General features: G+C 55.8%; 28 protein-coding genes and 1 pseudogene. 26 read left to right on the forward strand and 3 right to left on the reverse strand.

All coding sequences use genetic code 11. The features are described from left to right. The first annotated feature begins 538 nt into the window (after positions 1–538). The 23 genes from OGX98_RS21200 (at position 539) to OGX98_RS21310 (ending at position 20,634) form a co-directional block, all read left to right on the forward strand. Positions 539–1,414 (forward strand): ParA family protein, encoded by an 876-nt coding sequence (locus OGX98_RS21200; protein ID WP_003036609.1) that lies wholly within the window; start codon positions 539–541, stop codon positions 1,412–1,414. Beyond that, on the forward strand, positions 1,407–2,777 hold the full coding sequence (gene dnaB-PI / locus OGX98_RS21205; RefSeq protein ID WP_003036612.1) for an SPI-7-type island replicative DNA helicase: 1,371 nt from the start codon (positions 1,407–1,409) through the stop codon (positions 2,775–2,777). Before OGX98_RS21200 ends, dnaB-PI begins: the two co-directional genes overlap by 8 nt. Next, complete coding sequence (locus OGX98_RS21210; RefSeq protein WP_003036615.1) at positions 2,774–4,474, forward strand: ParB family protein; 1,701 nt, start codon at positions 2,774–2,776, stop codon at positions 4,472–4,474. The genes dnaB-PI and OGX98_RS21210 overlap by 4 nt, the downstream gene beginning before the upstream one ends. Further along, on the forward strand, positions 4,467–5,177 hold the full coding sequence (locus tag OGX98_RS21215; protein ID WP_003036618.1) for a DUF2786 domain-containing protein: 711 nt from the start codon (positions 4,467–4,469) through the stop codon (positions 5,175–5,177). Before OGX98_RS21210 ends, OGX98_RS21215 begins: the two co-directional genes overlap by 8 nt. A gap of 6 nt (positions 5,178–5,183) precedes the next feature. Then, a complete protein-coding gene (locus OGX98_RS21220) occupies positions 5,184–5,774 on the forward strand; it encodes a DUF2857 domain-containing protein (RefSeq protein ID WP_003036620.1) in 591 nt (196 codons plus the stop codon). Beyond that, positions 5,771–6,019, forward strand: coding sequence for a ParE family toxin-like protein (locus tag OGX98_RS21225; protein ID WP_003036622.1), 249 nt, complete (start codon positions 5,771–5,773; stop codon positions 6,017–6,019). Before OGX98_RS21220 ends, OGX98_RS21225 begins: the two co-directional genes overlap by 4 nt. 99 nt (positions 6,020–6,118) lie before the next feature. Next, on the forward strand, positions 6,119–7,357 hold the full coding sequence (locus OGX98_RS21230; RefSeq protein WP_003036623.1) for an STY4528 family pathogenicity island replication protein: 1,239 nt from the start codon (positions 6,119–6,121) through the stop codon (positions 7,355–7,357). A 380-nt stretch (positions 7,358–7,737) separates the two neighbouring features. Then, on the forward strand, positions 7,738–8,451 hold the full coding sequence (locus tag OGX98_RS21235; RefSeq protein WP_003036626.1) for a PFL_4669 family integrating conjugative element protein: 714 nt from the start codon (positions 7,738–7,740) through the stop codon (positions 8,449–8,451). Position 8,452: 1 nt separating this feature from the next. After that, positions 8,453–9,007 carry a hypothetical protein gene (locus tag OGX98_RS21240; protein ID WP_003036628.1) on the forward strand — a complete coding sequence of 185 codons (555 nt, stop codon included), beginning with the start codon at positions 8,453–8,455 and terminating at the stop codon, positions 9,005–9,007. Positions 9,008–9,022: 15 nt separating this feature from the next. Then, a complete protein-coding gene (locus tag OGX98_RS21245; protein ID WP_003036629.1) occupies positions 9,023–11,044 on the forward strand; it encodes a DNA topoisomerase III in 2,022 nt (673 codons plus the stop codon). 637 nt (positions 11,045–11,681) lie between these two features. Further along, on the forward strand, positions 11,682–12,152 hold the full coding sequence (locus tag OGX98_RS21250) for an STY4534 family ICE replication protein (RefSeq protein ID WP_003029691.1): 471 nt from the start codon (positions 11,682–11,684) through the stop codon (positions 12,150–12,152). Between the two features lie 60 nt (positions 12,153–12,212). Then, positions 12,213–12,749 (forward strand): single-stranded DNA-binding protein, encoded by a 537-nt coding sequence (locus tag OGX98_RS21255; RefSeq protein WP_058684970.1) that lies wholly within the window; start codon positions 12,213–12,215, stop codon positions 12,747–12,749. Positions 12,750–12,813: 64 nt separating this feature from the next. After that, a complete protein-coding gene (locus tag OGX98_RS21260) occupies positions 12,814–13,056 on the forward strand; it encodes a DUF4160 domain-containing protein (protein WP_003029696.1) in 243 nt (80 codons plus the stop codon). Continuing rightward, on the forward strand, positions 13,040–13,288 hold the full coding sequence (locus OGX98_RS21265; protein WP_003029697.1) for a DUF2442 domain-containing protein: 249 nt from the start codon (positions 13,040–13,042) through the stop codon (positions 13,286–13,288). The genes OGX98_RS21260 and OGX98_RS21265 overlap by 17 nt, the downstream gene beginning before the upstream one ends. A 136-nt stretch (positions 13,289–13,424) precedes the next feature. Next, positions 13,425–14,090, forward strand: coding sequence for a PFGI-1 class ICE element type IV pilus protein PilL2 (gene pilL2 / locus OGX98_RS21270; RefSeq protein WP_003029699.1), 666 nt, complete (start codon positions 13,425–13,427; stop codon positions 14,088–14,090). Continuing rightward, a complete protein-coding gene (locus tag OGX98_RS21275) occupies positions 14,087–14,845 on the forward strand; it encodes a hypothetical protein (protein WP_003029702.1) in 759 nt (252 codons plus the stop codon). Before pilL2 ends, OGX98_RS21275 begins: the two co-directional genes overlap by 4 nt. An 11-nt stretch (positions 14,846–14,856) precedes the next feature. After that, a complete protein-coding gene (locus OGX98_RS21280) occupies positions 14,857–15,579 on the forward strand; it encodes a TIGR03759 family integrating conjugative element protein (RefSeq protein WP_003029704.1) in 723 nt (240 codons plus the stop codon). After that, the gene (locus tag OGX98_RS21285) at positions 15,558–16,193 is read left to right on the forward strand and encodes a lysozyme family protein (RefSeq protein ID WP_003029706.1); all 636 of its coding nucleotides are present in this window, start codon (positions 15,558–15,560) and stop codon (positions 16,191–16,193) included. The genes OGX98_RS21280 and OGX98_RS21285 overlap by 22 nt, the downstream gene beginning before the upstream one ends. Before the next feature lie 5 nt (positions 16,194–16,198). After that, a complete protein-coding gene (locus OGX98_RS21290) occupies positions 16,199–16,720 on the forward strand; it encodes an integrating conjugative element protein (protein WP_003029708.1) in 522 nt (173 codons plus the stop codon). Next, positions 16,720–17,292 (forward strand): restriction endonuclease, encoded by a 573-nt coding sequence (locus tag OGX98_RS21295; protein WP_058684971.1) that lies wholly within the window; start codon positions 16,720–16,722, stop codon positions 17,290–17,292. Before OGX98_RS21290 ends, OGX98_RS21295 begins: the two co-directional genes overlap by 1 nt. A 10-nt stretch (positions 17,293–17,302) precedes the next feature. Continuing rightward, positions 17,303–17,791: a hypothetical protein gene (locus OGX98_RS21300; RefSeq protein WP_003029713.1), complete on the forward strand. Its 489-nt coding sequence runs from the start codon at positions 17,303–17,305 to the stop codon at positions 17,789–17,791. Further along, on the forward strand, positions 17,784–19,883 hold the full coding sequence (traD, locus tag OGX98_RS21305) for a type IV conjugative transfer system coupling protein TraD (RefSeq protein ID WP_003029716.1): 2,100 nt from the start codon (positions 17,784–17,786) through the stop codon (positions 19,881–19,883). The genes OGX98_RS21300 and traD overlap by 8 nt, the downstream gene beginning before the upstream one ends. Next, positions 19,876–20,634, forward strand: a complete 759-nt coding sequence (locus OGX98_RS21310) for a TIGR03747 family integrating conjugative element membrane protein (protein ID WP_003029719.1) — start codon at positions 19,876–19,878, stop codon at positions 20,632–20,634. The genes traD and OGX98_RS21310 overlap by 8 nt, the downstream gene beginning before the upstream one ends. Positions 20,635–20,896: 262 nt before the next feature. On the opposite strand, the pseudogene OGX98_RS21315 reads toward OGX98_RS21310, so the two are convergent. The 3 genes and pseudogenes from OGX98_RS21315 to OGX98_RS21325 form a co-directional block, all read right to left on the reverse strand. Further along, positions 20,897–21,851 (reverse strand): annotated as a pseudogene (locus OGX98_RS21315) (IS110 family RNA-guided transposase). A 106-nt stretch (positions 21,852–21,957) separates the two neighbouring features. Continuing rightward, positions 21,958–22,926 carry a threonine ammonia-lyase gene (locus OGX98_RS21320; protein ID WP_003029727.1) on the reverse strand — a complete coding sequence of 323 codons (969 nt, stop codon included), beginning with the start codon at positions 22,924–22,926 and terminating at the stop codon, positions 21,958–21,960. A gap of 197 nt (positions 22,927–23,123) precedes the next feature. Further along, on the reverse strand, positions 23,124–23,471 hold the full coding sequence (locus OGX98_RS21325; protein WP_003029729.1) for an FxLYD domain-containing protein: 348 nt from the start codon (positions 23,469–23,471) through the stop codon (positions 23,124–23,126). Positions 23,472–23,656: 185 nt separating this feature from the next. Here OGX98_RS21325 and OGX98_RS21330 point away from each other — a divergent pair, with 185 nt between their 5' ends. From OGX98_RS21330 to OGX98_RS21340, 3 genes are read left to right on the forward strand one after another with little or no spacing between them, the layout of a single operon-like run. Beyond that, on the forward strand, positions 23,657–24,004 hold the full coding sequence (locus tag OGX98_RS21330) for an integrative conjugative element protein, RAQPRD family (protein WP_058684972.1): 348 nt from the start codon (positions 23,657–23,659) through the stop codon (positions 24,002–24,004). Then, positions 24,004–24,246, forward strand: coding sequence for a TIGR03758 family integrating conjugative element protein (locus tag OGX98_RS21335; protein WP_003029734.1), 243 nt, complete (start codon positions 24,004–24,006; stop codon positions 24,244–24,246). Before OGX98_RS21330 ends, OGX98_RS21335 begins: the two co-directional genes overlap by 1 nt. A 35-nt stretch (positions 24,247–24,281) precedes the next feature. Further along, positions 24,282–24,668 (forward strand): TIGR03745 family integrating conjugative element membrane protein, encoded by a 387-nt coding sequence (locus OGX98_RS21340; RefSeq protein WP_102981636.1) that lies wholly within the window; start codon positions 24,282–24,284, stop codon positions 24,666–24,668. Positions 24,669–24,676: the final 8 nt, after the last annotated feature.

Consider the following 24,676-nt stretch of genomic DNA (forward strand, 5'->3'; position numbering starts at 1 on the left):
ATCAAACCAGTGAAGAAGCCCATCCTGCCGGATGGGCTTTTTTGCGTCTGCGGACTGCAGGAAATACTGCCGTCCGGCACTGTTTTGCCCCTCTTTATCCCGCCGGGATCGATAAAACCGTCTCTTTTTCCTCTACCGTACTACCCTACAGACAGATATCAGTGCGCGTAAATACACATATCTTTCTGATATCCGTCATGTATGTACCCGTATTGCTGTGCAGGGACAGTTACACTTGTTTTTATAGATCTCTACAGCTGCTTATCATGTTGTAGGGTAACTGTATCGGCAAAATTTGCGCGTTAGTTGCGCTGGTTGAAGGGGGAAGCATGACGGATAAATATCAGGGATATGCTGAAAAGCAAAAACCCAGCCATAGGCTGGGTTCTTTAAATAGTGGTGCCCGGACTCGGAATCGAACCAAGGACACGGGGATTTTCAATCCCATTGCCGGAAAGTGAAATCCTTTGCCTTTCTGTTTAAGAGATGTGAATAATCACTAACACATGCGTCCAAACCATTGTTTTGGATGTGCAAAATGAAAATACTTCCCGTTATCTCTCCCAAAGGTGGAGAAGGTAAATCCACGTTTGCTGCTTACCTTGCCGCTTTCCTTGCCGATGCCGGGCTGAACACCCTTCTTGTGGATGCAGACTATTCCCAGCCCACAGCCAGCAGTATCTTCATGCTGGAACATGAATCTCCTTTCGGCTTCTATGAATTGCTGATGCAGATGGTCAGTGACCAGACGCAGTGCATTTCGCAGACCGCCATAAAAAATCTTGATGTCATCTACTCTAACGACCCGGACGGGCTGTTGCCGACCGCGATGCTCCACGCTGCAGACGGCCGTCTGCGCCTGCGTAACATACTTCAGCATGCCTTCTTTAACCGTTATGACGCCATTATTGTGGATTCTAAAGGCGCAACAGGCGTCATGACCGAACTTTCCCTCCTGTCCTCTACCGGTAATGTTATGGGCATTGTTAAACCCATCCTTCCGGATGTCCGTGAATTTATCCGCGGCTCCCTTCATATGCTTACCCGCCTGAAAACCTATGAAAATTACGGTATCCGCCTTCCTGATATTTCCATTCTCGTCAACTGTATCGAAAACACTCTGCTTGACCGTGAAGCAATGGACGGTCTTGCCGCGATCATTAACGAAAAACATTACGACGCCTCTGCGCTGGGCAACCGTGACGTTTATCGTTTACTCGATACCCGTATCGAGGCGTTGGATATTTTCAAACTGGGGCACGTCAAGCAGCAGCCCGTGCATCGTCTGGAATACAAAACGCGTCGCAAAGGTCCGGCCGCAGCCGTCACCATGCACGACCTCGCGTGTGAACTGTTCCCTGAGTGGCAGAGCCATTTCAGTGACGTTCTGACCCGGGAGGTGCGTCATGTCTGAGATGATGATGCCCTGCTCTTATGAGGCTGAGCAGGCCGTACTGGGCGGACTGATGCTTGATAACGACCGGTGGGATGAGGTGATACTGCAAATCTCCCCGGAAGATTTGTTTTCCCGGCCGCACCGTATGGTCTTCCGCGTGATGGCCGAGCTGGCCGGGGAAGGGCTACCGCTCGATCTCATCACTATTACGGAACGGCTGGAGAACAGAGGCGACCTTGAACAGTGTGGCGGCTTTGCTTATCTGGCTGAAATGAGTAAAAACACGCCGTCTGCAGCCAATATCCTGGCTTACGCCGTGGTGGTGGCGGAGAAAAGCCGCCTGCGGCAGCTGATGACAGTGGGTAACAGTCTTCTTTCCGATGTGCAGGCCCCGAAAGCCAGCTCGGCGGGTATTCTTGAGTCGGCCGAAGGTAAGCTGTTCAACATTGCTGAACAGGGAGCCATACAGCTCAACAGTGAGACCGGCGTTAACGAAGCGCTGGATAAACTGCTGACGCATCTGGAAAGCATGTCCGCCAGTGACGGCCTCACCGGGACACCGACCGGTTTCAGCGAACTGGACGCGATGACCTGTGGTCTCCAGCCCGGCGATCTGGCCCTGCTGGCCGCCCGTCCTTCCATGGGGAAAACGTCGCTGGCCATGGCCGCCTGCACCGCGGCCGTGGGCGCAAAACCTGACGATCACGTCTTTGTGTTCAGCCTTGAAATGCCCTCAGAGCAGCTGATGATGCGCCTGCTGGCGATGGAAGGCCGGGTGGAACTGTCCCGGCTTCGCAGCGGCAACATGGATGATGAAGACTGGGCTCGCGTGTCCAGGGCGACCGGTCGCATTATTGAGTGGAAAAACCGTCTGATCATTGATGATACCAGTTACCAGACCCCGGCCACACTGCGCGCCCGCGCCCGTCGCTATGTCCGCAAATACGGCAGACCCTCTCTCATCATGCTGGACTATCTGCAGCTTGTCCGCTCCCCCGAGCAGGAAAACCGCACGCAGGAAATAGCGGAAATTTCCCGCTCGCTTAAGGCGCTCGGTAAAGAGCTGGGCTGTCCGGTACTGGCGCTTTCCCAGCTCAACCGCCTGGTGGAGCAGCGGGCCGATAAACGCCCCAATAATGGTGACCTGCGTGACTCTGGTGCGCTGGAGCAGGATGCAGACCTCATCATGTTTATTTACCGGGATGAGGTTTATAACCCCGGCACCCCTGATTCTGGTGTGGCTGAGATCATTGTCGGCAAGCAGCGGCAGGGGCCAACCGGCACGGTGAAAGTCAAATTTGACGGGCGTTACACACTGTTTTCGGAGTTTCAGGAAGGCAGCTATGACTTCGGTTACCGCAGCGGGAGGAAACAGGCATGAGCCGTAAAAGTTCTAATGTGGGGGCTGCCATGCTGCAGCCCGGACGCCAGTCGCAGGCGGCCGGCAATATCAGCGTCATGCCGGCGGCTGAAATGCCCATGGTCCTGACGCTCGACCAGTTAAGCCCGAATCCTGATAATCCGCGAACATCACGCAATCCGCGTTATGACGATATCAAGGCTTCCATCCGTTCGCGCGGGCTGGACACCGTACCCAAAGTCACCCGTGATCCGGATGGTGAGCCCGATATGTACATCTTCAGCGACGGTGGTAATACACGTTATCAGATCCTGTCAGAACTGTGGCAGGAGACCGGAGAAGACCGGTTTTTCCGCGTCCATGTGTTGTTCAAGCCGTGGCCGGGGCGACTGCAGTGTGTTATCGGCCATCTGGCAGAGAATGAAGTGCGTGGGGAACTGAGTTTTATTGAAAAAGCGCAGGGGATCCACAAAGCCCGCTCTATATATGAAGAGCAGTTGGGAAAGCCAGTCTCTTTACGACAGTTGTCAGAACTTCTGACCCGTGAAGGTCTGCCGGTACATAATTCAACTATCAGCCGTATGGAAGATGCACTGAGATATCTTTTTCCGTGGATCCCTGACCTGCTTGAGTCCGGGCTTGGCAGGCCACAAATAACGTCACTGCTGGCGCTCCGGCATGATGCTGAACGCGTGTGGGATGAGTTTTGCCTGATTTCAGACACAGGCGACAAATCCTTCAGCGACGTTTTTGGCCAGTGCTGTGGCCGTTTCAACTCACCGGAACTGTGGTCTCTTGAGATGTTTCGCGATGAATTTATTGGTGATTTACTGCAGGCGTTACCCCATCCGGAACTGGACTATGACCGCTGGATGATGGAACTCGATCCTAAAGAACGCAACCGCAGACATCACTTTGGCGAGCCGGAGACGGTTGCCTTTCCCGCCGCAAACAAGCCTGTTAATGCTGATCCCGCCCTGCATACCACAGGCTCAGATGAGAGTGAAGGCGTCCCGCTACCTGTCTCCAGTTCACGTCCTGAGGTCTCAGGAGGGGCTGCAACGCCCGTTCCGGGTAATGCGTCTTCTCCTTCTGAAACACCGATTAATGAGCCCCCTCGGTATGAGGTTCAGCCAGATATGTACGGTGCCGCGCCGGTCATTTCAGGTAAGAGCGGGGATGTTAGCAGGCTGGTTACCCTCTCCGATGGGTACGGAGAAGAGAATGATGGAGAAGAGGACAATGGGGAGGATGGCCTGCTTTCTCTTTTAACACCAGAACCTGAAGTTGTCCTGCAGGATGACACGCCCGTGACTAATGACAGCATCTGGCATGTGCCGGCCCATCAGGACGATATCGAACACCTGCAGAATACCGCTTTTCGTCTGGCATGGGAGCTGGGTGAGGTCCTTGGCTGCGAAGAGGAAATTCTTCCGCAACGCGACAACGACATGTCTGCCGGTTACGTCGCGGCAGGTGAGGTGTGTTCTGAAGCCGCCGCCTTTCTGCTGGGCCTGACCGGCGAAGCGCCTGCGCTGCATCCTGCGGCAGGGGTGTGTGGCCTGCCGGAGCTTTTCACCGGCGGCCCGGGTGAGGGGGAAGCTCCTGTCCTGACAGATGAAGATGCCCTGAAACTGCTGCGCCTGATGCGCGTTATGCGCCGTCTTCGGGAACTGCAACGCGGTCTGACGTACGGGGAGGATAACAGCGATGAATAACTCACAGCGACAGTTGCGACTGCTGAATCTTGTCAGGAAACTGCTGAAGCTGGGCCGCAGCAACAGTAATGCCCATGAGGCAGGACTGGCCCTGCAGCGAGCCCAGAAGCTGATGGCCAGATACGGCATCAGCGAACTTGACGCCGGCCTTATTTCCGTGCGGGAAGCCTCTTCCCGCACAGCCCCTTCGGATGCTGAAAAAGTTCCGGAATGGATGGTGACCCTTGTCCGGGGCGTCTGTCATGCCTTTGGCTGCCGCGCTTATTATTCATGGCGTCAGACCTCTGCCGGGTATCGCCGTTCGGTAACCTTTTACGGATTCAGTGAAAAACCTGAGATAGCAGCCTATGCCTTTGATGTGCTGACGCGCCAGCTGAAAGATGCCACAACTTCTTATCTTAAAACCCAGAGCAAGCGGCTGAAACTGGCCACACGCCGGGCGAGAGCGGAGCAGTTTCGTGACGGCTGGGTATGTGGGGTACGTGAGCTGATATCGGCGACTGACATCAGCAGCGAAGAGCAGCAGGTGATGAGCCACTGGCTGGAAAGCCGCAGTATGAAAACAGTCACAACCCGTGAACTGAAAGCCTGCCACGGGGCGGATACAGCACGTTATCAGGGGTATGAAGCCGGACAAAATGCCCGTCTTCATCAGGGTGTCAGCGGCCGGGGTCCGGCAGCCATTGGTTACCGTCAGGATTAAGGGGGAATGATGAACAGTTTATCTCAGGCTGCAAACGGATTACTGATGCAGCTGGTTATGGATCTCAGAAGTGGCTATCTGCGCCGCTGCGAATCGCTGGGACTAAACCGCGAGGAAATGCAGATGCTGCAGGGGCTCTCGCTCGAAGAGCTTCACTACGTTTCCGGTAGTGAGGTGTCGATCATCAGTGTGGGCATCAATCACGGCAATCTGGTGCGCATGCTGCAGCAGGCCCGGACGGAGCAGAAACGACTCCAGCGTATCGATCGGGCGCTGGTGCTGGGCGGCTCCATTGAACTGATGGCCAATTACTTCGGGCTCTCCAGTACGGAGGTGGCGGCCCGCCGTCGTATTGCCGGTATCGATGTCCGGCCGGGGCGCGGTAACGCACTGGGTGATGAGGAAAACGCCGCCCTGTGGCGTCAGTGGCAAAAATCCGGCATTGAAGATGCGGAAAGTGCTGACGGGCTGGACGTGATGATGCTGGCTGCAGAACAGATGAACGTCTCGCTGACGTCCGTCTGGCATGCCGTCCGCGGCTGGCACAAGACCCGGCAGCCTTCTCCGGCACGAACGCCGGTAAGGAAGACGGCATGAAATACAGAATGGTTGCGCCGGGCCTGCGGGCTCCCCATGGTGCGCCGCCGCAATGCTGTCAGAAGGCGTTACATCAGGTTCGCCGTTTCCGGCAGGGGGCGCGTAATTACACCCGGCTCGATGAGAAAGGCTGCGGTTACTACAAAATCGATCTCGGCCCGTTCTGGCGTCTGCTGAGTCGTAACGAAGGCCGGACATGGCTTCTTCTCAGCCACGAACGCTATAACAGCGCCATACGGAAATAGCAGCATGACAGCCTGTTTGCCCTGCACCCGTACGCGGGTGCAGTACTAAGCATACTGACAGTTCAGAACGGCCGTGATGGCGGCCGAAAAGGAAAAATAATGAGTCTGCCTGCAGAAAGCCTGATTGCTTATACGCTGGATAAAATGAATGCCCGCCTTGCGGCCAGTCCCCGGCGGGATGATGGCAGGATACGTAACGGCCTGCTGTTTACCGGAAATGTGCATGATTCCATTCCCCGCCGCCTTCTGCTCGACACGCGGTTGTCACCACTGGACAAGATGGGCTGGATGATGATCCGGCTGTATGCAAAAAATAATGAGGGGGCGGTTTTCCCCAGCTATGACGAGCTGCAGCTGCAGCTTGCCTCGCCCGGAAAGGGGAAAGCCTCAAGGGAAACGGTAAGCCGCGTCCTGCTGATGCTGCGAATAACCGGCTGGCTCAGCCTCTGTAAACGCGTGCGCGATGATAAAGGGCGGGTGCGGGGGAATATCTATGCTCAGCACGATGAGCCCCTGACGTTCAGCGATGCGGAAACGCTAGACCCCCGCTTCCTTGATACGGTGGCGGACGCCTGCCTGAGTAAAAACCGGACTATCAGCCAGACCGCCCGCGAAGTGCTCGACGATATAAAAAACGACCCCACCATGCGCCATTATCGCAGCCATCTTGCGCTGATCGAATCGCGTCTGGACCGCCCACAGACGCCCAGCCAGATGGCGAAACATCATCACCGAATACCCTGTCCCGCACCGGGTTCGGAAACCGAACTCAGTCATAAACGGCCAGGAATCGTCGCTAAAAAACAGGGTTCGGATACCGAACTCAGTCCAGAAAGGGACAACAAATCACTGAGTCCGGAATCCGTACTGCCAGTAAAAACAGGCAGTTATGGCCGGGTTCGGAAACCGAACCATTACGTACGTAGTATCACACACAGTGTGAATAAAAATACGTACGTACCGGGTAAACCTGTGCTTCCCGACAGTCTGCATGAACTTGTGCCGGCAGAAGATATTGCCATGCTGACCGCACAGCTGCACGCGCTGCCTGAAGAACAGGCACAACTTGTGCTGCTCAGCCTGCAAAAGGTGATGGCACGCCAGCAGCTCAGCAACCCGGTTGGCTGGTTGCTGGCCGTAATGAAAAAGGCGCGTGAGGGCAGGTTGTACGCGCCCCGTCAGGCTGATGATTCGCCTGAGAGTGCCGTGCAAAAAAACGTTCAGCGTCCTGAACAACAGCTGTGGAAGCCAGAAGCACGCACTTCTGTCCATCCTGTATCGGAAGAGAACATACGAAATTTGGTTAGAGATATTCGTAGAAAGCTAAACGATAGATAGCTACTTCTGGAACTGGCGGTTAAAAAACAACCACTGCCGCGAGTGGCAGCAGTGGTTAAAAAGTAAACAGTGCTGCGAGTGGCAGCAGTGATTAAAAATCAGTCAGTGCTGCGAGTGGCAGCGGCGTATAAAAAATGTACAGCACTGCATGAGTCTAGTTTGAGTAAAACATGAAAGGATTTTATCTTTTGATTTTTAAGCAGTTTGAGGTGTCATTTTATATAACTGACTACTTCAACGCCCTGAGCTAGCCCGCTATGAAGCCATATAAGTGAATTTCCGGGATTAGGGATCTGGTTTATGGTTGTCCGCAAGCTCCTGCCTGAAGAGTATCACTGACTTAGGTCGAACCTGACCGGGCTCTTACAGGAGATGATTTCATGACCACTGAAAATGAAACGCGAAGCGATAAACCGGGCGGACTCACATCTTCCCTGAAAATCGAGATCCACTCAAACTATGCTATCCGTCTCTGGGAAGGCCGCCCGCAGGCTCAGGCGAAGGAAGGTGTAAAGAAAGTTAAGCATGCCATCATGAGTATGCCCCAGGCTATTAAGCGCTCAGGAATTATTTATCAGGATTCCCTGGCGGATAATCCATGGGCAGATGAGGCGATGTTCAGGGTTGAAACGCTTTTGAATGAAGCTGGAGAACATATCAAGAGCCGGGTAGAAGAACTTGAGATCATATTGAAATCAGTTCCCCCTGCTGTTTCATTTTCTGACATTGCCTCCTCGTCTCCACTTAATATAGGCGTATACAGTCGTTCTCCGCTGGGTTACAGATGTGTATGGGTGCTTGTCGGATATGACCAGATGGCCCTTAAAGCATTCCAGGCGGCTCATTACGGTCTCATATCCCGCAACCGTCGCGATGAACTACTGAGCCATTGCGCTCACTTAATCAGAAAAGTATATGGTGTGCTACGCCTTTATCGAACCGTCAGGGTTAACCGTGCTGACATAGCAATCCAGACTAAAGAAGCACAACAGGCAACAGAAAAACTGGGCATGCCCGATACTGACATTCTTTCTGGTAAGAAACGCTCTTCCTTTTCTCCACCTCTGAGAAAAGCCGTTCAGGAGGAGAAATAATATGATTCGCCCTGTGTTCCTCCTCACCTCCTTCTTTTTACTGAGCGGATGCGCAACAACGGACTGGGCTGCGATTAATAAACAGGTCAGTGATACAGCCGCAAACCTGACTAAATCTCTGGGTGGCAACAGCAGTGGTGAAAGTGGCGGCATGCCGCTGATGAGCCCGGCAGGGCAACAGGCCATGCAGTCCGTCGATAAAACGTTCTCCGTGCCAGTCGATGTGGATACGGCAGCGGCCCGCTTAAAGCGGCACTATAAATTCATTTCCACGCAGGAGCTTGAGTCCATGCGCCAGGCCGCAAATGACGGGGACTGGAAAGCGGCGGCTGAAGATGATGCGCATCCCGTCTGGGACGCCATGCCGGGCAGCTACTACAAAATGGGCTCCGACTGGAACGGACGTGATCACCTGGATATCGAAATCGAGAAAAACGGGTCCGGCAGCAGGCTCTATGTTGTCTATCGCTCATCATCATCACAGCGCCTGGCCGGGTCCGGCGTCAGGAAGCTGATAAATGATGTCCGCGCTGTTGCGGCCGGTGAAGAGCGCTGATACGGGAGGCAACACATGCAACTCTTTCTTTGTGAGAAACCCTCCCAGGCAAAGGATATTGCCCGCGTGCTGGGTATCAGCAAGCGTGAGCAGGGATTTATCAGCGGTGGTAACATCGTTGTGACCTGGGCGATTGGTCATCTGCTTGAAACTGCCAGCCCTGAAGCCTATGGCGAGCAGTATGGCAGACCATGGCGTGCCGATGTTCTGCCTGTGCTGCCTGAGGCCTGGAAAATGGTCGTCAAAGAGCAGACAAAATCGCAGTTCACCGTTATCAGTAAGCTACTCAAAAAGGCGTCTGAGGTGGTCATCGCCACCGATGCCGACCGCGAGGGCGAGGTGATCGCGCGTGAGCTGCTGGAATACTGCCGCTACAGTGGCGCGGTACGCCGGCTCTGGTTGTCAGCCCTGGATGAGGCCAGTGTGAAGGAAGCACTGGGCAATATTCTTCCCGGGGAAAAAACAGCCCTGCTGTATGATGCCGGCAAGGGCCGGAGCCAGGCTGACTGGCTCATCGGTATGAACCTGACCCGCCTTTATACTCTCAAAGCCCGTGACTCAGGGGTGTCAGAAGTGCTGTCCGTCGGGCGGGTACAGACGCCGACGCTTGCCATGGTGGTTAACCGGGATAATGAAATTACGTCCTTCGTGCCAAAGCCCTGGTGGCAGGTACATGCGCTTATTGAAAAAGAGGGCGTCCGGTTCCGGGCGGGCTGGGTGCCCGTTGAGCAGTACTGTGACGAGGAAAAGCGTTGCATTAATCCCCAGGCAGCGCGGGCGGTGGGACAGCTTTGTCAGCAGCAGGGCAGGGCTGCGGTACTGGAGGTGACACAGAAGCGGGAGAAAACGGCTGCGCCGCTCTGTTTTGACCTGGGCACCCTTCAGCAGGTCTGTTCCCGAAAATTCGGCATGGGCGCAAATGATGTGCTCGCCATTGCCCAGTCCCTTTACGAAACCCACAAAGCGACCACCTACCCCCGTACAGACTGCGGCTTTCTGCCAACCTCCATGCAGCAGGAAATACCCGACGTTCTGGCAGCAGTGGCTAAATCCGATCCCACTGTGGCCCCGGTACTGAATCAGCTGGACAGGCAGTTTGTCTCGCGTGTCTGGAATGACAAGAAAATCACCGCGCACCATGCCATCATTCCCACCCGGCAGGCATTTGATTTGTCGCGCCTCAGCGCCGATGAGCTGAAGGTCTACCAGCTGATTCGCCAGCATTATTTCGCTCAGTTCCTTCCGCTGCAGGAATCTGACGTGACGGAGGCGTCTTTCAATATTGGTGGCCAGCTGTTCCGTACACGCGGGAAAGTCGGTGTGGTGACGGGCTGGAAGTCATTGTTCCAGGCTGAAAAAGATGACGACGAAGAGGACGTCGACGGTGACAGTATGGCGCTGCCAGCGCTGGCAAAAGGGGATATTTGCGCTGTCACCGGTGCTGAGGTTAAGGATATGAAAACCAGCCCGCCTAAACCGTTCACGGAGGGGACGCTGATCGCTGCCATGAAGAACGCAGCCAGTTTCGTCAGTGACCCGAAGCTGAAGAAAGTGCTGCGTGATAACGCAGGCCTGGGCACTGAGGCGACGCGTGCGGCAGTACTCGAAACTCTTTTCAGGCGGCGTTATCTGGATAAAAAAGGGAAGCATATACATTCCACGCAGATAGCCCGGGAGCTGATTGCGGCCCTGCCGGAAACGCTGACGAGCCCGGGCATGACCGCGTTATGGGAGCAGGCACTGGATGATATCTCGCAGGGGAAAATGTCGCTTGCGGTCTTTATGCAAAAGCAGCTGCAGTGGACCCGTCACCTGATTGAAAAAGGCCGCCAGGACAGTGTGAAAATTACCGCTCCCGTCACGCCCCCCTGCCCGTTATGCAAAGGGCCCATGCGTAAACGCCAGGGTAAGAAAGGAGATTTCTGGGGTTGTGTGCGTTACCCAGACTGCAAAGGTATTATTAACACCAACGGGAAAAAGGCCACAAAGCGCAAAAAAGCAGCAACAGGGACAAAAACAGAATCATCCGCACAGTGATGAGTTATTTCACTGTACAACCCCGGGCCGGGTTCTGCTAATGTGACTACGCTTCGATATGTACCCCTTTGCCGGAGGCAGCCAGCTTAACTTTAACGGGATTAATCTGGCAACCGGCACGACGGTCTGCCATCGCACATCTGGCAGGAACTGTAAGACGCATGCGCTCCGTGAAAATCGCGTCGGGAACTGATCCCCGGAGTAGTGAGATACATTAAGGTCTGGTACAGCCCCCACGGCGTTGCATATGCAGCGCCGTTTTCATTTCTGGTTTTATGGGTTGACACCAGGCTTGTTTGGTTTAAAAATCAACAGTGCTTACCGCTGTTTTTCACAGCCAGCTAAAGTTTCAGTAGTCTGAGAGAAACGCCTTCGGGTGACTGCCAGCTAACGTTTCACCGGTCTGAGAGAAACACCTTCGGGTGACCGGAAAATCCTCGCAGCCTGAGAGAGGATACCCTCGGGTGGTAAATCCGTTTAACCTCTGGAAACGGATATCACTGCACAGTGATTGAGGTCCTTTCAACATACCAGACTATCAGGATTCAGCTGATCCTGACCCCCGACGGGAAACTACTCCCGTCAGGGCAGATGGTTTCTCCGCCGTACCTTTTTTTACCTCCGTGGAGAAAACATCATGTCTGCAAACAATACTTCTGCATCTGCAAAATCTGAGTACTTCAACCTGACTATCAAAGGCATCGGGTATCTCAGCAACATCCGCCAGGTTAACCATCAGAATGGCTCGTTCCTCAGCTGCGTCATCAATGCACTGAGTGGTCCGACTGATAATCCGGCCTACGTTCGTTTTGACATTTCTGTCGCAGGTAAAGAGGCTTCCAGCCTTATCGCTCGCTGCCAGAAAGCCGTCGATGAAGACAAAAAAGTCCTGCTGGGCTTTAACCTGAGTAACCCGTCCACGGACATATTTACGCTGAACAAGGGCGACCATGCCGGTGAACAGCGTGTCAGTCTGAAAGCCCGCCTGATAAAGGTGGACTGGATCAAAATAGGCCAGGACATGGTTTATAAGACTGAAAAATCTGACTCCGTGCCGCCGCAGAATGGCTCTGCTGCACAACAAAACTACGCAGAAAACTCATTCTGATGCGCACCTGACACACCCCGTTCGCGGGGTGTGTCTTTATTCCTTACAGGAGAATTGATTATGTCCTCACGCGGCGTTAACAAGGTTATTCTTGTCGGAAACCTCGGCCAGGATCCTGAAGTTCGTTATATTCCTAACGGCAGCGCAGTTGCCACCCTTTCTCTGGCCACGTCTGAGAGCTGGCGCGATAAGCAGTCCGGCGAACAGAAAGAAGTGACCGAATGGCACCGGGTGGTTATTTTCGGCAAGCTGGCAGAAATTGCGGGTGAATATCTGCGTAAAGGCTCCCAGGTTTACATCGAGGGCCAGCTGCGCACACGCAAATGGACCGATCAGGCCGGCCAGGATAAATACACCACAGAGGTGGTGGTCAATACTGGTGGCACCATGCAGATGCTTGGCGGCCGACAGTCCGACAGCGGACAGAATACGTCTTCCCGGAATGACTGGGGGCAGCCTAAGCAACCTTCAGGGCCGGCTCACAGTGGCCAGGCTTCCGGCAGCAGTGCCGGTGCGCCACCGATGGACTTCGATGACGATATACCGTTCATTGGCTTCGGGTATGGAGTACCAAAATCGGCAATCCATGCACTCTGAACAGCCTGTCTGGGAGTTGCTCTGAACTTACACATAATCCGGTCAGCATTTAAGGATAACTGACATGCCTGTTATACTGAGGATCAACGGTTTCCGGTTCTTTTTTTATTCTAATGAAGGTAACCCTCTCGAACCTGCACACATTCACGTAATGAAAGCAGGTAGTGAAGCCAAATTCTGGTTAACGCCATCAGTGGCACTGACCAGTAACGACGGGTTTAATTCACGGGTATTAAAAGAACTGACGGGGATCGTTGAAGATAACCAAGCATTGTTTCTGGAGGCCTGGAATGACTATTTCAGCTAAACGGGTCAGCTTCGATGAGGCCACGATGTGGGTTGAACTCAACGACGCCCGTACCATCGGTGTGCCGCTGGCATGGTTTCCACGCCTGTTGCATGCTTCAACTGAACAGCTTAACAGCTATGAACTGAGTCCCCGTGGTATCCACTGGGACGCGCTGGACGAAGACATTTCTGTTGCGGGTTTGCTTGAAGGCCGCGGCGATGTGGCCCATCGTCCCCATAAAGTAGCCTGACAGCGCGCTATTAGTGAAAAACGCTGGCTTTTGCCGGCGTTTTTTTTCATCAACGGAAAATCAGTTGTTAATTGAGTGAAACCGGACCGATTCCGCACAGTGAGGGCTGTTTTGTCACTGTACAGGAAAATTCCGGATGAAACGTAACACCGCTCACAACATATTTTCACCAGGCAGGCTTGCCACTGTTCTTCCCCTGCTGCTCCTTGCGGGCTGTGTTTCCCAGCCGCAAAAGTTGCAGCAACGTGCGCCTGCGGATCCGACCCCCGGCACAACCGTCACCCGCAACGTTCTGCCGGTCTCTCCGGACGAGTATGCGCGGACGCCGGAAGTGGTGCGCTACGATCGTTATCTGCTGGTCAGTACCGATCCGCAGGCGGCCCAGCGTGACCCTCTCTCGCAGATTATTGATATTCGCATCCCGTCATCCCTGCATCCTACCGTGGCGGATGCGCTGCGTTACGCCCTGCGCCAGTCCGGTTATTCCCTGTGCGCGACCGGTTCTGCCAACGGCGTGCTTTACCGCCAGGCATTGCCGGCAGTCCAGTACCAGCTGGGCCCGATGCGCCTGCGTACTGCCCTGCAGGTCCTGGCCGGTCCGGCCTGGCAACTGGAAGTGGACGATGTGCAGCGGGTGGTCTGCCACAGCCTGCGCGACGGCTACCAGCTGCCGGTCACCCAGCTTCCGCCGCCGGTCAGCACCTGGTCCACGCCTGCGCTGTCAGCAGTGTCACAACCGGCCATCATCGCACCTCAGTCAGTACCGGTTAAACCTGTCAGCGGAGGGTTTCTGAGAAAATGAGCGAACAGCAACCATTCCATACGGACCCCGCTCCGGCCCGTAAAAGATTCAGCTGGCGTCCCCGCCGCCGCCTCATCTGGGGCGCTGCCGGCGGTGTGGCGCTGGCTGGCATTCTGGCGCTGGGCTACACCGCCTTCAGTCTGAGCATATCGAACCTTGATGAACGCCTTACACGCCTTGAATCTCAGGGCAGTACAGCGGCCACTGTTGAGACAGTTGCGGCCCTGCAGTCAGATGTGACCACGCTCAGAGCCGGTCTGCAGGATACGCGGAAAAATCTCGGCGAGGTGCAACAGCGGCTCAGTGTTGTTGCGAAACAGGCAGGCAGCGACGAAGTGGTGCGTCAGTCATTGCGAACCCTTCAGGACGCCCGGCAGGGGCTGGAAACCCGCCTGAGTGCGCTGACGGAGCAACTGACAGCGCTGAAATCACAGCCGGCACCCGCACCCGCCGCACCTGTCGCCGCACCGGTCAAAAAAAACGCGCCTGCTGCAAAAAAGCCCCGTCCCGCTGACACACGTCGTTCTGCTTCGTCCCTTCGCGTGGCCCGCACTGCGCCTTTTGTGCTGACGGGAGTGGAGAAGCGGGGGGCAGAGTCCTGGGCAGCCATCGCGCCCCGGGGATACAGCAGCCTGTCGCAGGTGGCCCTGGTCGGAGAGGGCGAAACCGTGGCCGGCTGGACGCTGGTCAGCGCCGGTTATGGTGAGGCGACGTTTCGGGTTAACGGCCGCCTGACCGTGCTCAGAGCAGAATAACGGATCGAATGATGAAACTTAAACATACCTTTTTAGCCGCCATGCTGCTGAGCCCCCTGACCCTGGCCGCGACCACATCAGGGCAGACGGATGTCAGCCGGCAGGCGTCAACACAACGGGCGGACTCCGCACAACAAAACCTGCAGCAGCAGGCCGGTCAGTGGGGACTCAGCGCCGACGATTATCAGCGTTATCAGCAGCTGATGAAGGGACCCCGGGGTATCCAGTCGCCGGGCCTCGATCCGCTTTCCACCCTGGGTATTGAGGCGCAGACGCCGGCAGAGCGCCGTAAGTTTGCTGAAAAGTGGGTGAAGGAAGAGTTTGCCCGCACCCAGAAGGAGCTTGATTTCCAGCGTGAGGTGAACGCGGCCTGGCAGCGCCTGTATCCGGGCACGCTGCCGGTCAATATGGGGAACGCCTCCGGCGTGGCGCACGACAGTGGTGGCCGGCTGGCGCTGTTCGTCAGGTCAAAAGACTGCGCCACCTGCGACGCGAAACTGTCTGCCGTGCTGGCTGACAACCGGCCGGTGGACATCTATCTGGTCGACAGCCAGGGCAGTGATGATGCGCTTCGCAACTGGGCACGGGACCATCACATTCCCGTGGAAAAGGTCCGCAAGCGCCAGATCACGCTTAACCACGACGGCGGCCGGTGGATGCGCTTTGGTAACGGCCTGATGCCGGTTTTACTGCAGCAGGCGGGAGACGGTAAATGGGCAATCGCAGCGTTCTGACCGGCGCGCTGGCGCTGGGCTTACTGATGGCGGCCGTCCCTGACGGCCATGCTGACCAGACGGTGCCGGAGGGTTACGTCCGCGTGGCCATGGCGCACGGCGTGCCCCCGGAAGCGCTTTACTCGGTATCACTGAGCGAGTCTTCGTGCAAACTTCCCCGCGGAGTACGGCCATGGCCCTGGACCATCAACGTGGCAGGCAAAGGGTATCGCTATGAGACGCGCCTGCAGGCCTGGCAGGCGCTGCAGGTCTTTATGAAGCGTCACCCGCTTAAGCGCATCGATGTCGGTATTGCCCAGGTCAATCTGGGCTGGAACGGTCATCATTTTGCCTCAACGTGGGATGCGTTTGACCCTTACACCAACCTGAACGCCGCCGCCGCCATTCTGCGTGAGTGCTGGGCGCGTAAGCCCGGAAGCTGGCTGGATGCGGCTGGCTGCTACCACCATCCCGCAGGTGGTCAGCCTGCTGCACGTTACCGCGCCATTGTGAGAGGGCATCTGGCAAAAATCAGCCCTGCATCCCGCATTTCTGCGCCGGCAGCTGAAGCGCCCCGTTCGGCTGCTGCGCTTACCCCCGATCCAGGCTTCCTCTGGACTGAACCCGGGAGATAACCCTGATGAAAACGCTGTCCTTACTGCTGTTTACCCTCCTTCCCCTGGCCGGCCATGCTGAACTGAACGTGATTGCTGATCTGGGCGGTCAGGATGCCGCCCCGTATTTTGAGGCCGTCAATAAACAGCCCGGCATGAGCACGGAAAACGACACCGCGCCTTCACCCCCGTCACCCGTTCTGCAGGGGGAAGCCGCCATGCTGCCGGTTTTCACGCCGGAGTTGCGCCCGGGAAACGTGGCTGACCGGCCGCTGCAGTTGCCCGGCATCGGGGCGTTGTTTCTGGTCGGGGATGATGCCCTGTCCCGTGAATGGCTGAAGGCCAATGCCGGCGCGCTGGCTGAACAGCATGCGGCCGGGATGATAGTCAACGTCACAGACATGGATACCGTGCGCGAGCTGCGCGAACTGGCACCCGGTGTCAAACTGGCCCCGGCTTCCGGTAGCGAGCTGGCCCGTCGCCTGCAGATTGCGCATTATCCGGTACTTATCAACGATACCGGCCTGACGCAGCAGGTCAGGCCGTAATGGTAGCGATACCGCTTAAAGGTCTGCTGACAGGGCACCCCGTGGGGATTGCCATGCTGGCCATCCTGTTCCTGGTGGTGATGGCCTTTCTGAACCTGCGCCGTCGGAAGAACGCCAGCACCCGCCGTCACCGGCGATACCGGGCAACGGCGGACCGGGTACTGAATAAGCTGACCCTCCTGCCGGGAGACGGGCAGCGTCTGACTTATCTGCGCAAAGTCAGTCCGTATGTCTTTGAAGAGCTGTTGCTGTCTGCCTTTGAACGCCAGGGGCTGACCGTGGTGCGCAATGCCTCTTACAGCGGTGACGGCGGCCTTGATGGTCAGGTCATCATCGACGGTGAGCACTGGCTTATCCAGGCCAAACGGTACAGCCGTGCTGTTTCCCCCGCACATGTTGAGGACTTTGACCGGCTTCTCCTGCAGTCCGGCCGCCGGGGGCTGTTTGTCCACACGGGCCGCACCGGAAAGATGAGCCGCAGCCTTCGTACGGCGTCACCGCGCCTGCGCATCATCAGCGGGCAACGCCTGCTGGCCATTCTCGCCGGGCAGGACATCCGGCAGTATCTCTGAGGAATCGCTTATGCACATCATCCTGAACAGCCTGCGTTACGCTTTGTGGCTTGTGTTCTGTTTATTCCGTCATGCCGTTTTCGTGCCTGCGGCTTTCGGCGGTGTCTGCCTGCTCGCCTGGCTTGTTTTCGGCCATCCGGTCAGTGACCTTAACGACCAGTTGCAGAAGGAGGCAACGGCATGGCGCACCGCGCCGCCCGGGCACTACATGTGGGAGGAATGCCCGGTGCCTGATAATGCGACTTCACCTGAGGCAAAGCCGGTAGCCTGCACCGTCACTGCCGTCTCCACAGAAACCGCGGCGGACAATTACCTGCTGTCATTGCGGGCCGTATGGTTCATTTTTTTCATTCTGTCGAATGTCGTGTGTGTGCTCTGGCGCTTACTGGCGAATGCCCTGTATTACCACTGTCTGCTCCGCAGGGAAGACGGTGCCGGAAAGGCCGCGTATATCCGCATGGCCGACGGTAAAATCATAAAGGAGGCAGCCGATGAGTAACCGTTACGTTATTGAAGCCCTGTTGCGTCCGGCCGTTGAGCTGAATACCGCCGTGGTGTCGGGCATGGCGGCGTATATCTGTGTCCAGGCACCCTGGGCTGTTGCCCTGGCACCTTCTGTCAGCTATGTCACTGCCGCCGGGTTTGCGGCGCTGGCTGTCACCCGCACCCATCAGGGGATGAAGATTATTCGCTATCGCCGGAATCTCCGCCGCCTGCCGCGCTATGTCATGAGCACTAAACAGATCCCCGTTAGCCATCGTCGCCTGTTTCTCGGCCGGGGGTTCCGCTGGACGCAGAAACACACCCAGCGCCTGCAGGATACGCTGCGCCCGGAGGTGGCCCGTTACCTGCAGCCAAACCGCTTTTACCTGGGGGCGCGTCAGCTCGAAATGATGACAGAGCACCGTCTGCCTTGGCTGAGCAAGCTGCTGAGTGCTGATACACCGCTGAACCCGGTGCGGCCGTTACCGCCGGTGGGCGGGAATCCGGCGCTGCACGGCATCGAGCCCGACGAAAAAGACGTCACCCTGGCCCTGGGGGAGCGCGTTGGCCATACGGTGGTTTATGGCACCACGCGCGTCGGTAAGACCCGGCTGGCCGAGCTGCTGGTCACCCAGGATATCCGGCGGGGTGAAGTCACCATCGTGTTTGATCCAAAAGGCGACGCAGACCTGATGAAACGCGTCTGGGCAGAGGCCCACCGGGCCGGGCGCGGGGATGAGCTGTATATCTTTCATCTCGGCTGGCCTGAAATTTCAGCCCGTTATAATGCCGTCGGGCGTTTTGGCCGCGTGTCAGAGGTGGCGTCCCGCGTGGCCGGTCAGCTGTCGGGTGAGGGGAACAGCGCGGCATTCCGCGAATTTGCCTGGCGGTTCGTCAATATCATTGCCCGTGCGCTGGTCGCCTTGGGGGAACGTCCTGACTACACGCTGATTATGCGTTATGTGAACAATATCGCCGATCTCTATATCCGCTATGCGGAGAAAATCATCCAGGCGCAGCTGCCGGCCCTGCAGACGCAGATTGAGAATAATCAGCAGGTGCTGGGAGAGGACGACGTGCCCCGTAACATGCAGGGGCAGCCGGATGCCTTACGTATCTGGGCCATTGAGGTTGCGCTGAGTTCAGAAGAAGGTAAGAAGCTCTATGATCCCATTCTCGACGGACTGCGTTCAGCGGTACGTTATGACCGTACTTACTTTGACAAAATTGTGGCGTCCCTGCTGCCGCTGCTGGAAAAACTGACCACCGGCAAGACCGCTGAACTGCTGACTCCCGACTATCTCGATATGGATGACTCACGGCCCATATTTGACTGGGAGCAAATCATCCGTAAAAAAGCCGTGATCTATGTGGGACTCGATGCGCTCAGCGACAGTATGGTGGCAAGTGCCGTGGGCAATTCCATGTTCGCCGATCTGGTGAGCGTGGCCGGCCATATCTACAAACACGGTATCAATGCGGGCCTGCCGGGCGGGAAAGAAGGGAAGCCCCTGATTAACCTGCACTGCGATGAGTTTAACGAGCTGATGGGCGATGAGTTTATTCCTCTCATCAACAAAGGGGGCGGTGCCGGCATGCAGGTGACGGCCTATACCCAGACGTCTTCTGATATTGAGGCGCGCATTGGGAATGCGGCCAAGACGGCCCAGGTACAGGGTAACTTTAACAACCTGATTATGCTGCGCGTCAGGGAGAACCGCACCGCCGAGCTGCTGACCACGCAGCTGCCGCAGGTGGAGATTTACACCAAAACGCTGGTCTCCGGGCACCAGGACACGGCAGATGTCAATGCAGACCATGACTTTACTTCAAGCACCCAGGACCGCGTCGGGACGGTAAAAGTCCCGCTGCTGGAGCCGGCCGATATCGTGACGTTGCCAAAAGGGCAGGCGTTTGCCCTGCTGGAGGGCGGGCAGTTGTGGAAAATCCGCATGCCGCTGCCTGCCGGGGATGCTGATGATGTGCTGATGCCGGAAAGCATCGAGAAAATAGCGGAGGAGATGCGGCGCAGCTATCACAGCGGCGAATCCTGGTGGCGGGATGGTCCGGCCCTGAACGTGCCGGTCACAGGAGGGGAGAATGGCTGAGGTAAAACGTCCCCCGCAGCAGCAGACGCTGCCAGAGCACAAACACGGCATGCTGTATAACCTGCTCTGGGGCTGGCCATGGGCCCTGGTGGGCGTGGTGCTGTCCTCGCTGCTGCTGAGCCTGCTGATTGAATATATCGGCATCGCGTTCTTCCGGCCGGAAGCCGGGGCGGCGCACAGTGAAGCGGTCATGAATACCGAGCTGGGATGGCTGTCCACGGAGTTCACCCGGAGCTTGCTGTTGTCTGAGCCTTCCGTGACCGTCGTTCGATGGGTGACCACTGCCTATCAGTGGGCCTTTGTGGACAGTGGCTTCCTTGACCAGGTCCGGCAGCAGTATGCGCACCAGATGCACAGTGACAATGCCGTCACCCGGGAAATCAACAGCTGGAGCGGCTGGCTTGCCGGCTACCTGCGTGAATACCTGCTGGCCACGGTATGGATAAGCATTATCACCCTGGTACGCGTCACCATTCTGGTGCTGTCCGTGCCGCTGTTTGTGCTGGTCGTGGTGGTGGCGCTGGTTGAGGGGCTGGGGCGGCGTGATCTGCGGCGTTATGGGGCGGGGTATGAAAGTTCTTTTGTCTATCACCATGCCAGGAAGCTGCTCAAACCGGCCGCTGTGGTGCCCGCTATGCTGTACCTTTCCTGGCCCACTGCAGTCTACCCCAATCTGCTGTTGTTGCCGGCGGCTGTCCTGCTGGGTATCGCCGTGACCGTGACCACGGCTTCGTTCAAGAAGTATATATGAGCGCCTCCCGTTTGCCAGGCTTTGTACTTGATGACGGACAGGACGATTGCGACTATATATCCGGTCTTTATGCAGCTGCGAGAGCGGCTGCTGACCCTAATGAAATCCGCTGACCCACACCTCAATTATCTCTGCGAACATGGAGTTCGGTACTTCTTTCAGGCCTGATGAGTCCCGGTCTGACCTGTTCTGTCATTACATACACTGCCTGTGCAACCTGTTGATGTTCTGCTTATACATTGTGATTTCGTAATGAAAGTACTCAGTCAAGAGCAGCTTCCTTCCGATAGGGCCTGCCGTGCCCCAGCACAGCCCATATAATACGTGCCATTTTGTTGGACAGTGCCACGGAGACAACGTTGAGCGGTCGCCGTTTTATCATCTCTGTAACCCAGGGTCCCGGCTCACGGGCATTCTGTATGACGCTGTGCGCACCGTTGACCAGCAGTTTTCGCAGGTACTTGTTGCCCCGCTTGCTGATCCCCAGCAACTTTCCGCCCTGAACGGAAGGCGTCCGCATTACCCATTGAGGCAACCGCAGCAGTGGCAGTCAGGAAGCCCACGCCGGGAATGGCACTGATGGTTTTTACTCCGGGGTCATCTCTGCTCAGCTCGCGTATCCGCCGTTCAATATCAGCAATCCGGCCGTCCGTTCTTTCAACTTCACTCAGTTGTTCAGGCGGGCTGTCTATGAGTACTGCCGGTAAGCGTCCGGACAGGCGGGCAAGAATATCGGGAACATTTTTAATGAGGCTGGCATGCCCTGTACGCATCACCTCGCCATATTCAGCAAGTAAACCGTGTAAAGCGTTGGTCTGCATCAGCCGAAATATCAGTAACTGCGAACGTATACGGTGCAGGGCAAGCATGGCCTGTTGATCCTCCGTCTTCACCGCAACGGCTTTGCCCGGTTGCTGGACGGCTCGTCAGATTGCCTGAGCATCTGCCTTATCATTCTTGTTACGGATATTGAAGGCTTTGACGAATTCGCCCGGCATCAGTTTCACCTGATGGCCGAGCCTGCTTAACTACCGGGCCCAGTGATGTGCGCCGCCACAGGCTTCCATGCCAATTAGGCAGGGTGAACGATTGGTGAAAAACTCAATAAACTTCGCGCGCTTGATTGCCTTGTTAAAAATTTCGCCTGTATCTGTATTAACGAAGTGCACCTGCATCACGTTTTTGGCAATATCGACACCGACTGGCATAAGTTTCATTTTGGATTACTCCATATGAATTAGCGAGTAGGAAAATCTCTTATAAACAGCAACATAACAGGGATCAGATAAATATTTCACTGCTTGTAGTACGCTAGTGCATTACCTAAATAACATCTGTATTTTTCGCCCACTCATTCATCTCTCGTTGCGTAATGTTACCGCCACAAATGATGAGTCCAATGACTGCATTATCAGGCATTCCGGGTATAACTGAGATCACTGCAGGAATAAGTGTCCCGGCGGCCGGTTCGACCCACAGGCATGCTTTCTCGCCAAAAGAAAGCATGCCTTGTATGGCGTCGCTATCCGACACGGTGATGACCTTTTCAGTGTAGCGCTGCGCGTGTGCCAGCATGAGGCGGTCAATCACAGGGACGCCAAGGGTTGAAATGGCTGAGGTTATGTCCACATTCACGGGTTTTCCTGCCTTCAATGCCTGGTACATAGAATTAGCCCCCTCGGTTTCCACCCCCCATATACGAATATGTGGGTTACGGGATTTTAGTACTGTCGCGATGCCTGCCAGCATTGCACCGCCGCCCACTGCAACAAATACATCAGTCAATGAAGGGCAATCTTCAATAAGTTCCAGTGCCAGGGTTCCATATCCTTCGGCGACAAGTGTATCGCTACAGTCATCAATTATGTGGTATCCCTGCTCAGCAAGCGTGTTTGCCCGTTCAAACGCGGAACTGACATCTTCGTCAAGAATAACTGTGCTACCGGAATGGCGTATTTTCTCAATGGATGAGGCCGGGGCATTTTTTGGCATAATCACGGTCACGTTTAGATCCAGCGCTTTGGCTGCTTCTGCCACTGCGATACCAAAGTTACCGCCACTGACGGCAACGAAACGGTAATCTTTCAGATTACCGGAAAAAGCGGAAAGCAGATTCAGGACTCCCCTGGCTTTAAAAGAGCCGCCAGCCTGCAAATTCTCCAGTTTGAGAAACACCTTTCTTCCCAGCAGATCCGACAATCCAGGAGAACCAACTGTGGGGGTCCTGATAACTGAATTTTCAATCCTTTCGGCAGCTTTGATAATTGAAGACAAAGTAATGTAATTGGTCATCAGTATGTCTCTTATAGAAGTGGCTTGGTTCAAAGGGTTTGAGCAAAGAGCGGGACGAGGTTACCCCATTGGCCTGAGTAAGGAGGCGCTCATTTCATTATCTTTAAATCAGGGCTGGACGGAGGCGTGCAAAACTTGTTTTGCGCGCCTGCCGTCAGCAGACAAGCCATGAAACGACCGTTACTGGCGCGTCAGTGTCAGTTATTAAATACCGTCAGTTCTGTCACTTTGAAGCTGTCTGGCTTGTTGGTTATGCTGTCGTAGGGTGCCTGTAGCTTCCATTGCTGACCCGGCTCCAGATTTTGAGCCATCGATGCCGTATTTCCTATTACTGCCCCATTCTGAAGCAAGTTGAATTTGACAATTACAGTCTTCACAGGCCCACCTGACACGTTCGTTCCCGTGCCTTCAATTTGCTGCAAACCATTTGCTGCTGTGGCGAAATGCAGGTCTGAAAGTTGGACTTTGCCAGTACCGTCGGCCGCAAGAACAGGGCCGGTAATCAGTGCAGTGATTAACGTGGCCTTCTGAACAGTATTCATCATTTTCATTTTCCCTCTGTTTACCGTTGAGTTTTTCTTAATATCACAATGAACCTTTATTTACAGCTAAACCTGCCACCGGCACTGACCCGCAATTAATTTTGAAATTCCTGTTTAGGGTTTATCGCTGACCCGACGTTCCCTCTTCCGCATCCTGTCCGCACCCCTTAATCCTTCTGGAGGTGCGTATGAATTCAAATCGTCCGGCCATGCGGCGCAACAGCCGTGTCCCGGGCATCACCGGCCTGGTATTGCTGACTTTTCTGGCATCAGCTGCTGCACAGGCATCTGAGAAAGATGAGCTTGCGTCTGTTCAGCGTCAGCTGGACCAGGTTCAGGCGTCGCTTGAGCGGGCCCGCGTGGCGGCTGCACAGGCCGACCCGGCTGACCGTGGCCGCTTTTTCTTTGATTACCGTCAGGCCACATCCGATCTCAACACCATCCGCAGAGGCATTGACCGCTATCTGGAGCCCTCCCGCGCGCAACCGCGTGACCCGTCTTTTGTGGCCGGTAATTACCGGCGGGAGCGGCCCTGATGCCCATGACATCCGAACAAACGAACGCGTTTAAAGCCGGCTCCGGCAGTCTTGATGTGAACATCCTTCATCTGCTCTGCATCGGGGCACTGCTGGCGTTTCTTTTTTTATGGGCCGCGTGGGCGCTGTCGGATGTCTGGACCGGCTGGAGTAACACAAAAGTGCGGGACGCGGCCCTGGGGCGTTTTGCCGTCCGCACCGTGCTGCTGTTGCTTGTGTGTATCTGGATGTTTGCCAGTTAACCCGATTATGAACGTTAAGTCAGGAGAAGAATCCCATGCACCATTCTGAGTCTGTTGTTGCCCGCCTGCGCCGTCTTGGCAGCCGTGCGCTGACCCGCGCCGGTACGCTTGCCATTCTGGGCTGGCTCACCTGCAAACCGGCCTTTGCGGATTTGCCAAGCGTTGAAGCGCCGGAGTCCGGAGGCGGAAGCGGGCTGATGGGGCAGATCAAGGGCTATCTGCAGGACGGTGTGGTCATTGGTGGTCTGGTTGTGGCAGCCATCGCCTTCATCAACGTCGCGATTGCTGCTGTCCATACCTTCACTGAAGTACGCAATGAGCGGGCAACCTGGACCAAATTTGGCGCCATCATCGTGGTGGGTGTGGTTCTGCTGGTTGCCGTTATCTGGCTGCTGGGCAAGTCCGCAGAAATCATTCTGTAGGAGTTCAC

The organism is Citrobacter sp. Cm046, from assembly GCF_030333065.1.
GTDB lineage: Bacteria > Pseudomonadota > Gammaproteobacteria > Enterobacterales > Enterobacteriaceae > Citrobacter > Citrobacter murliniae.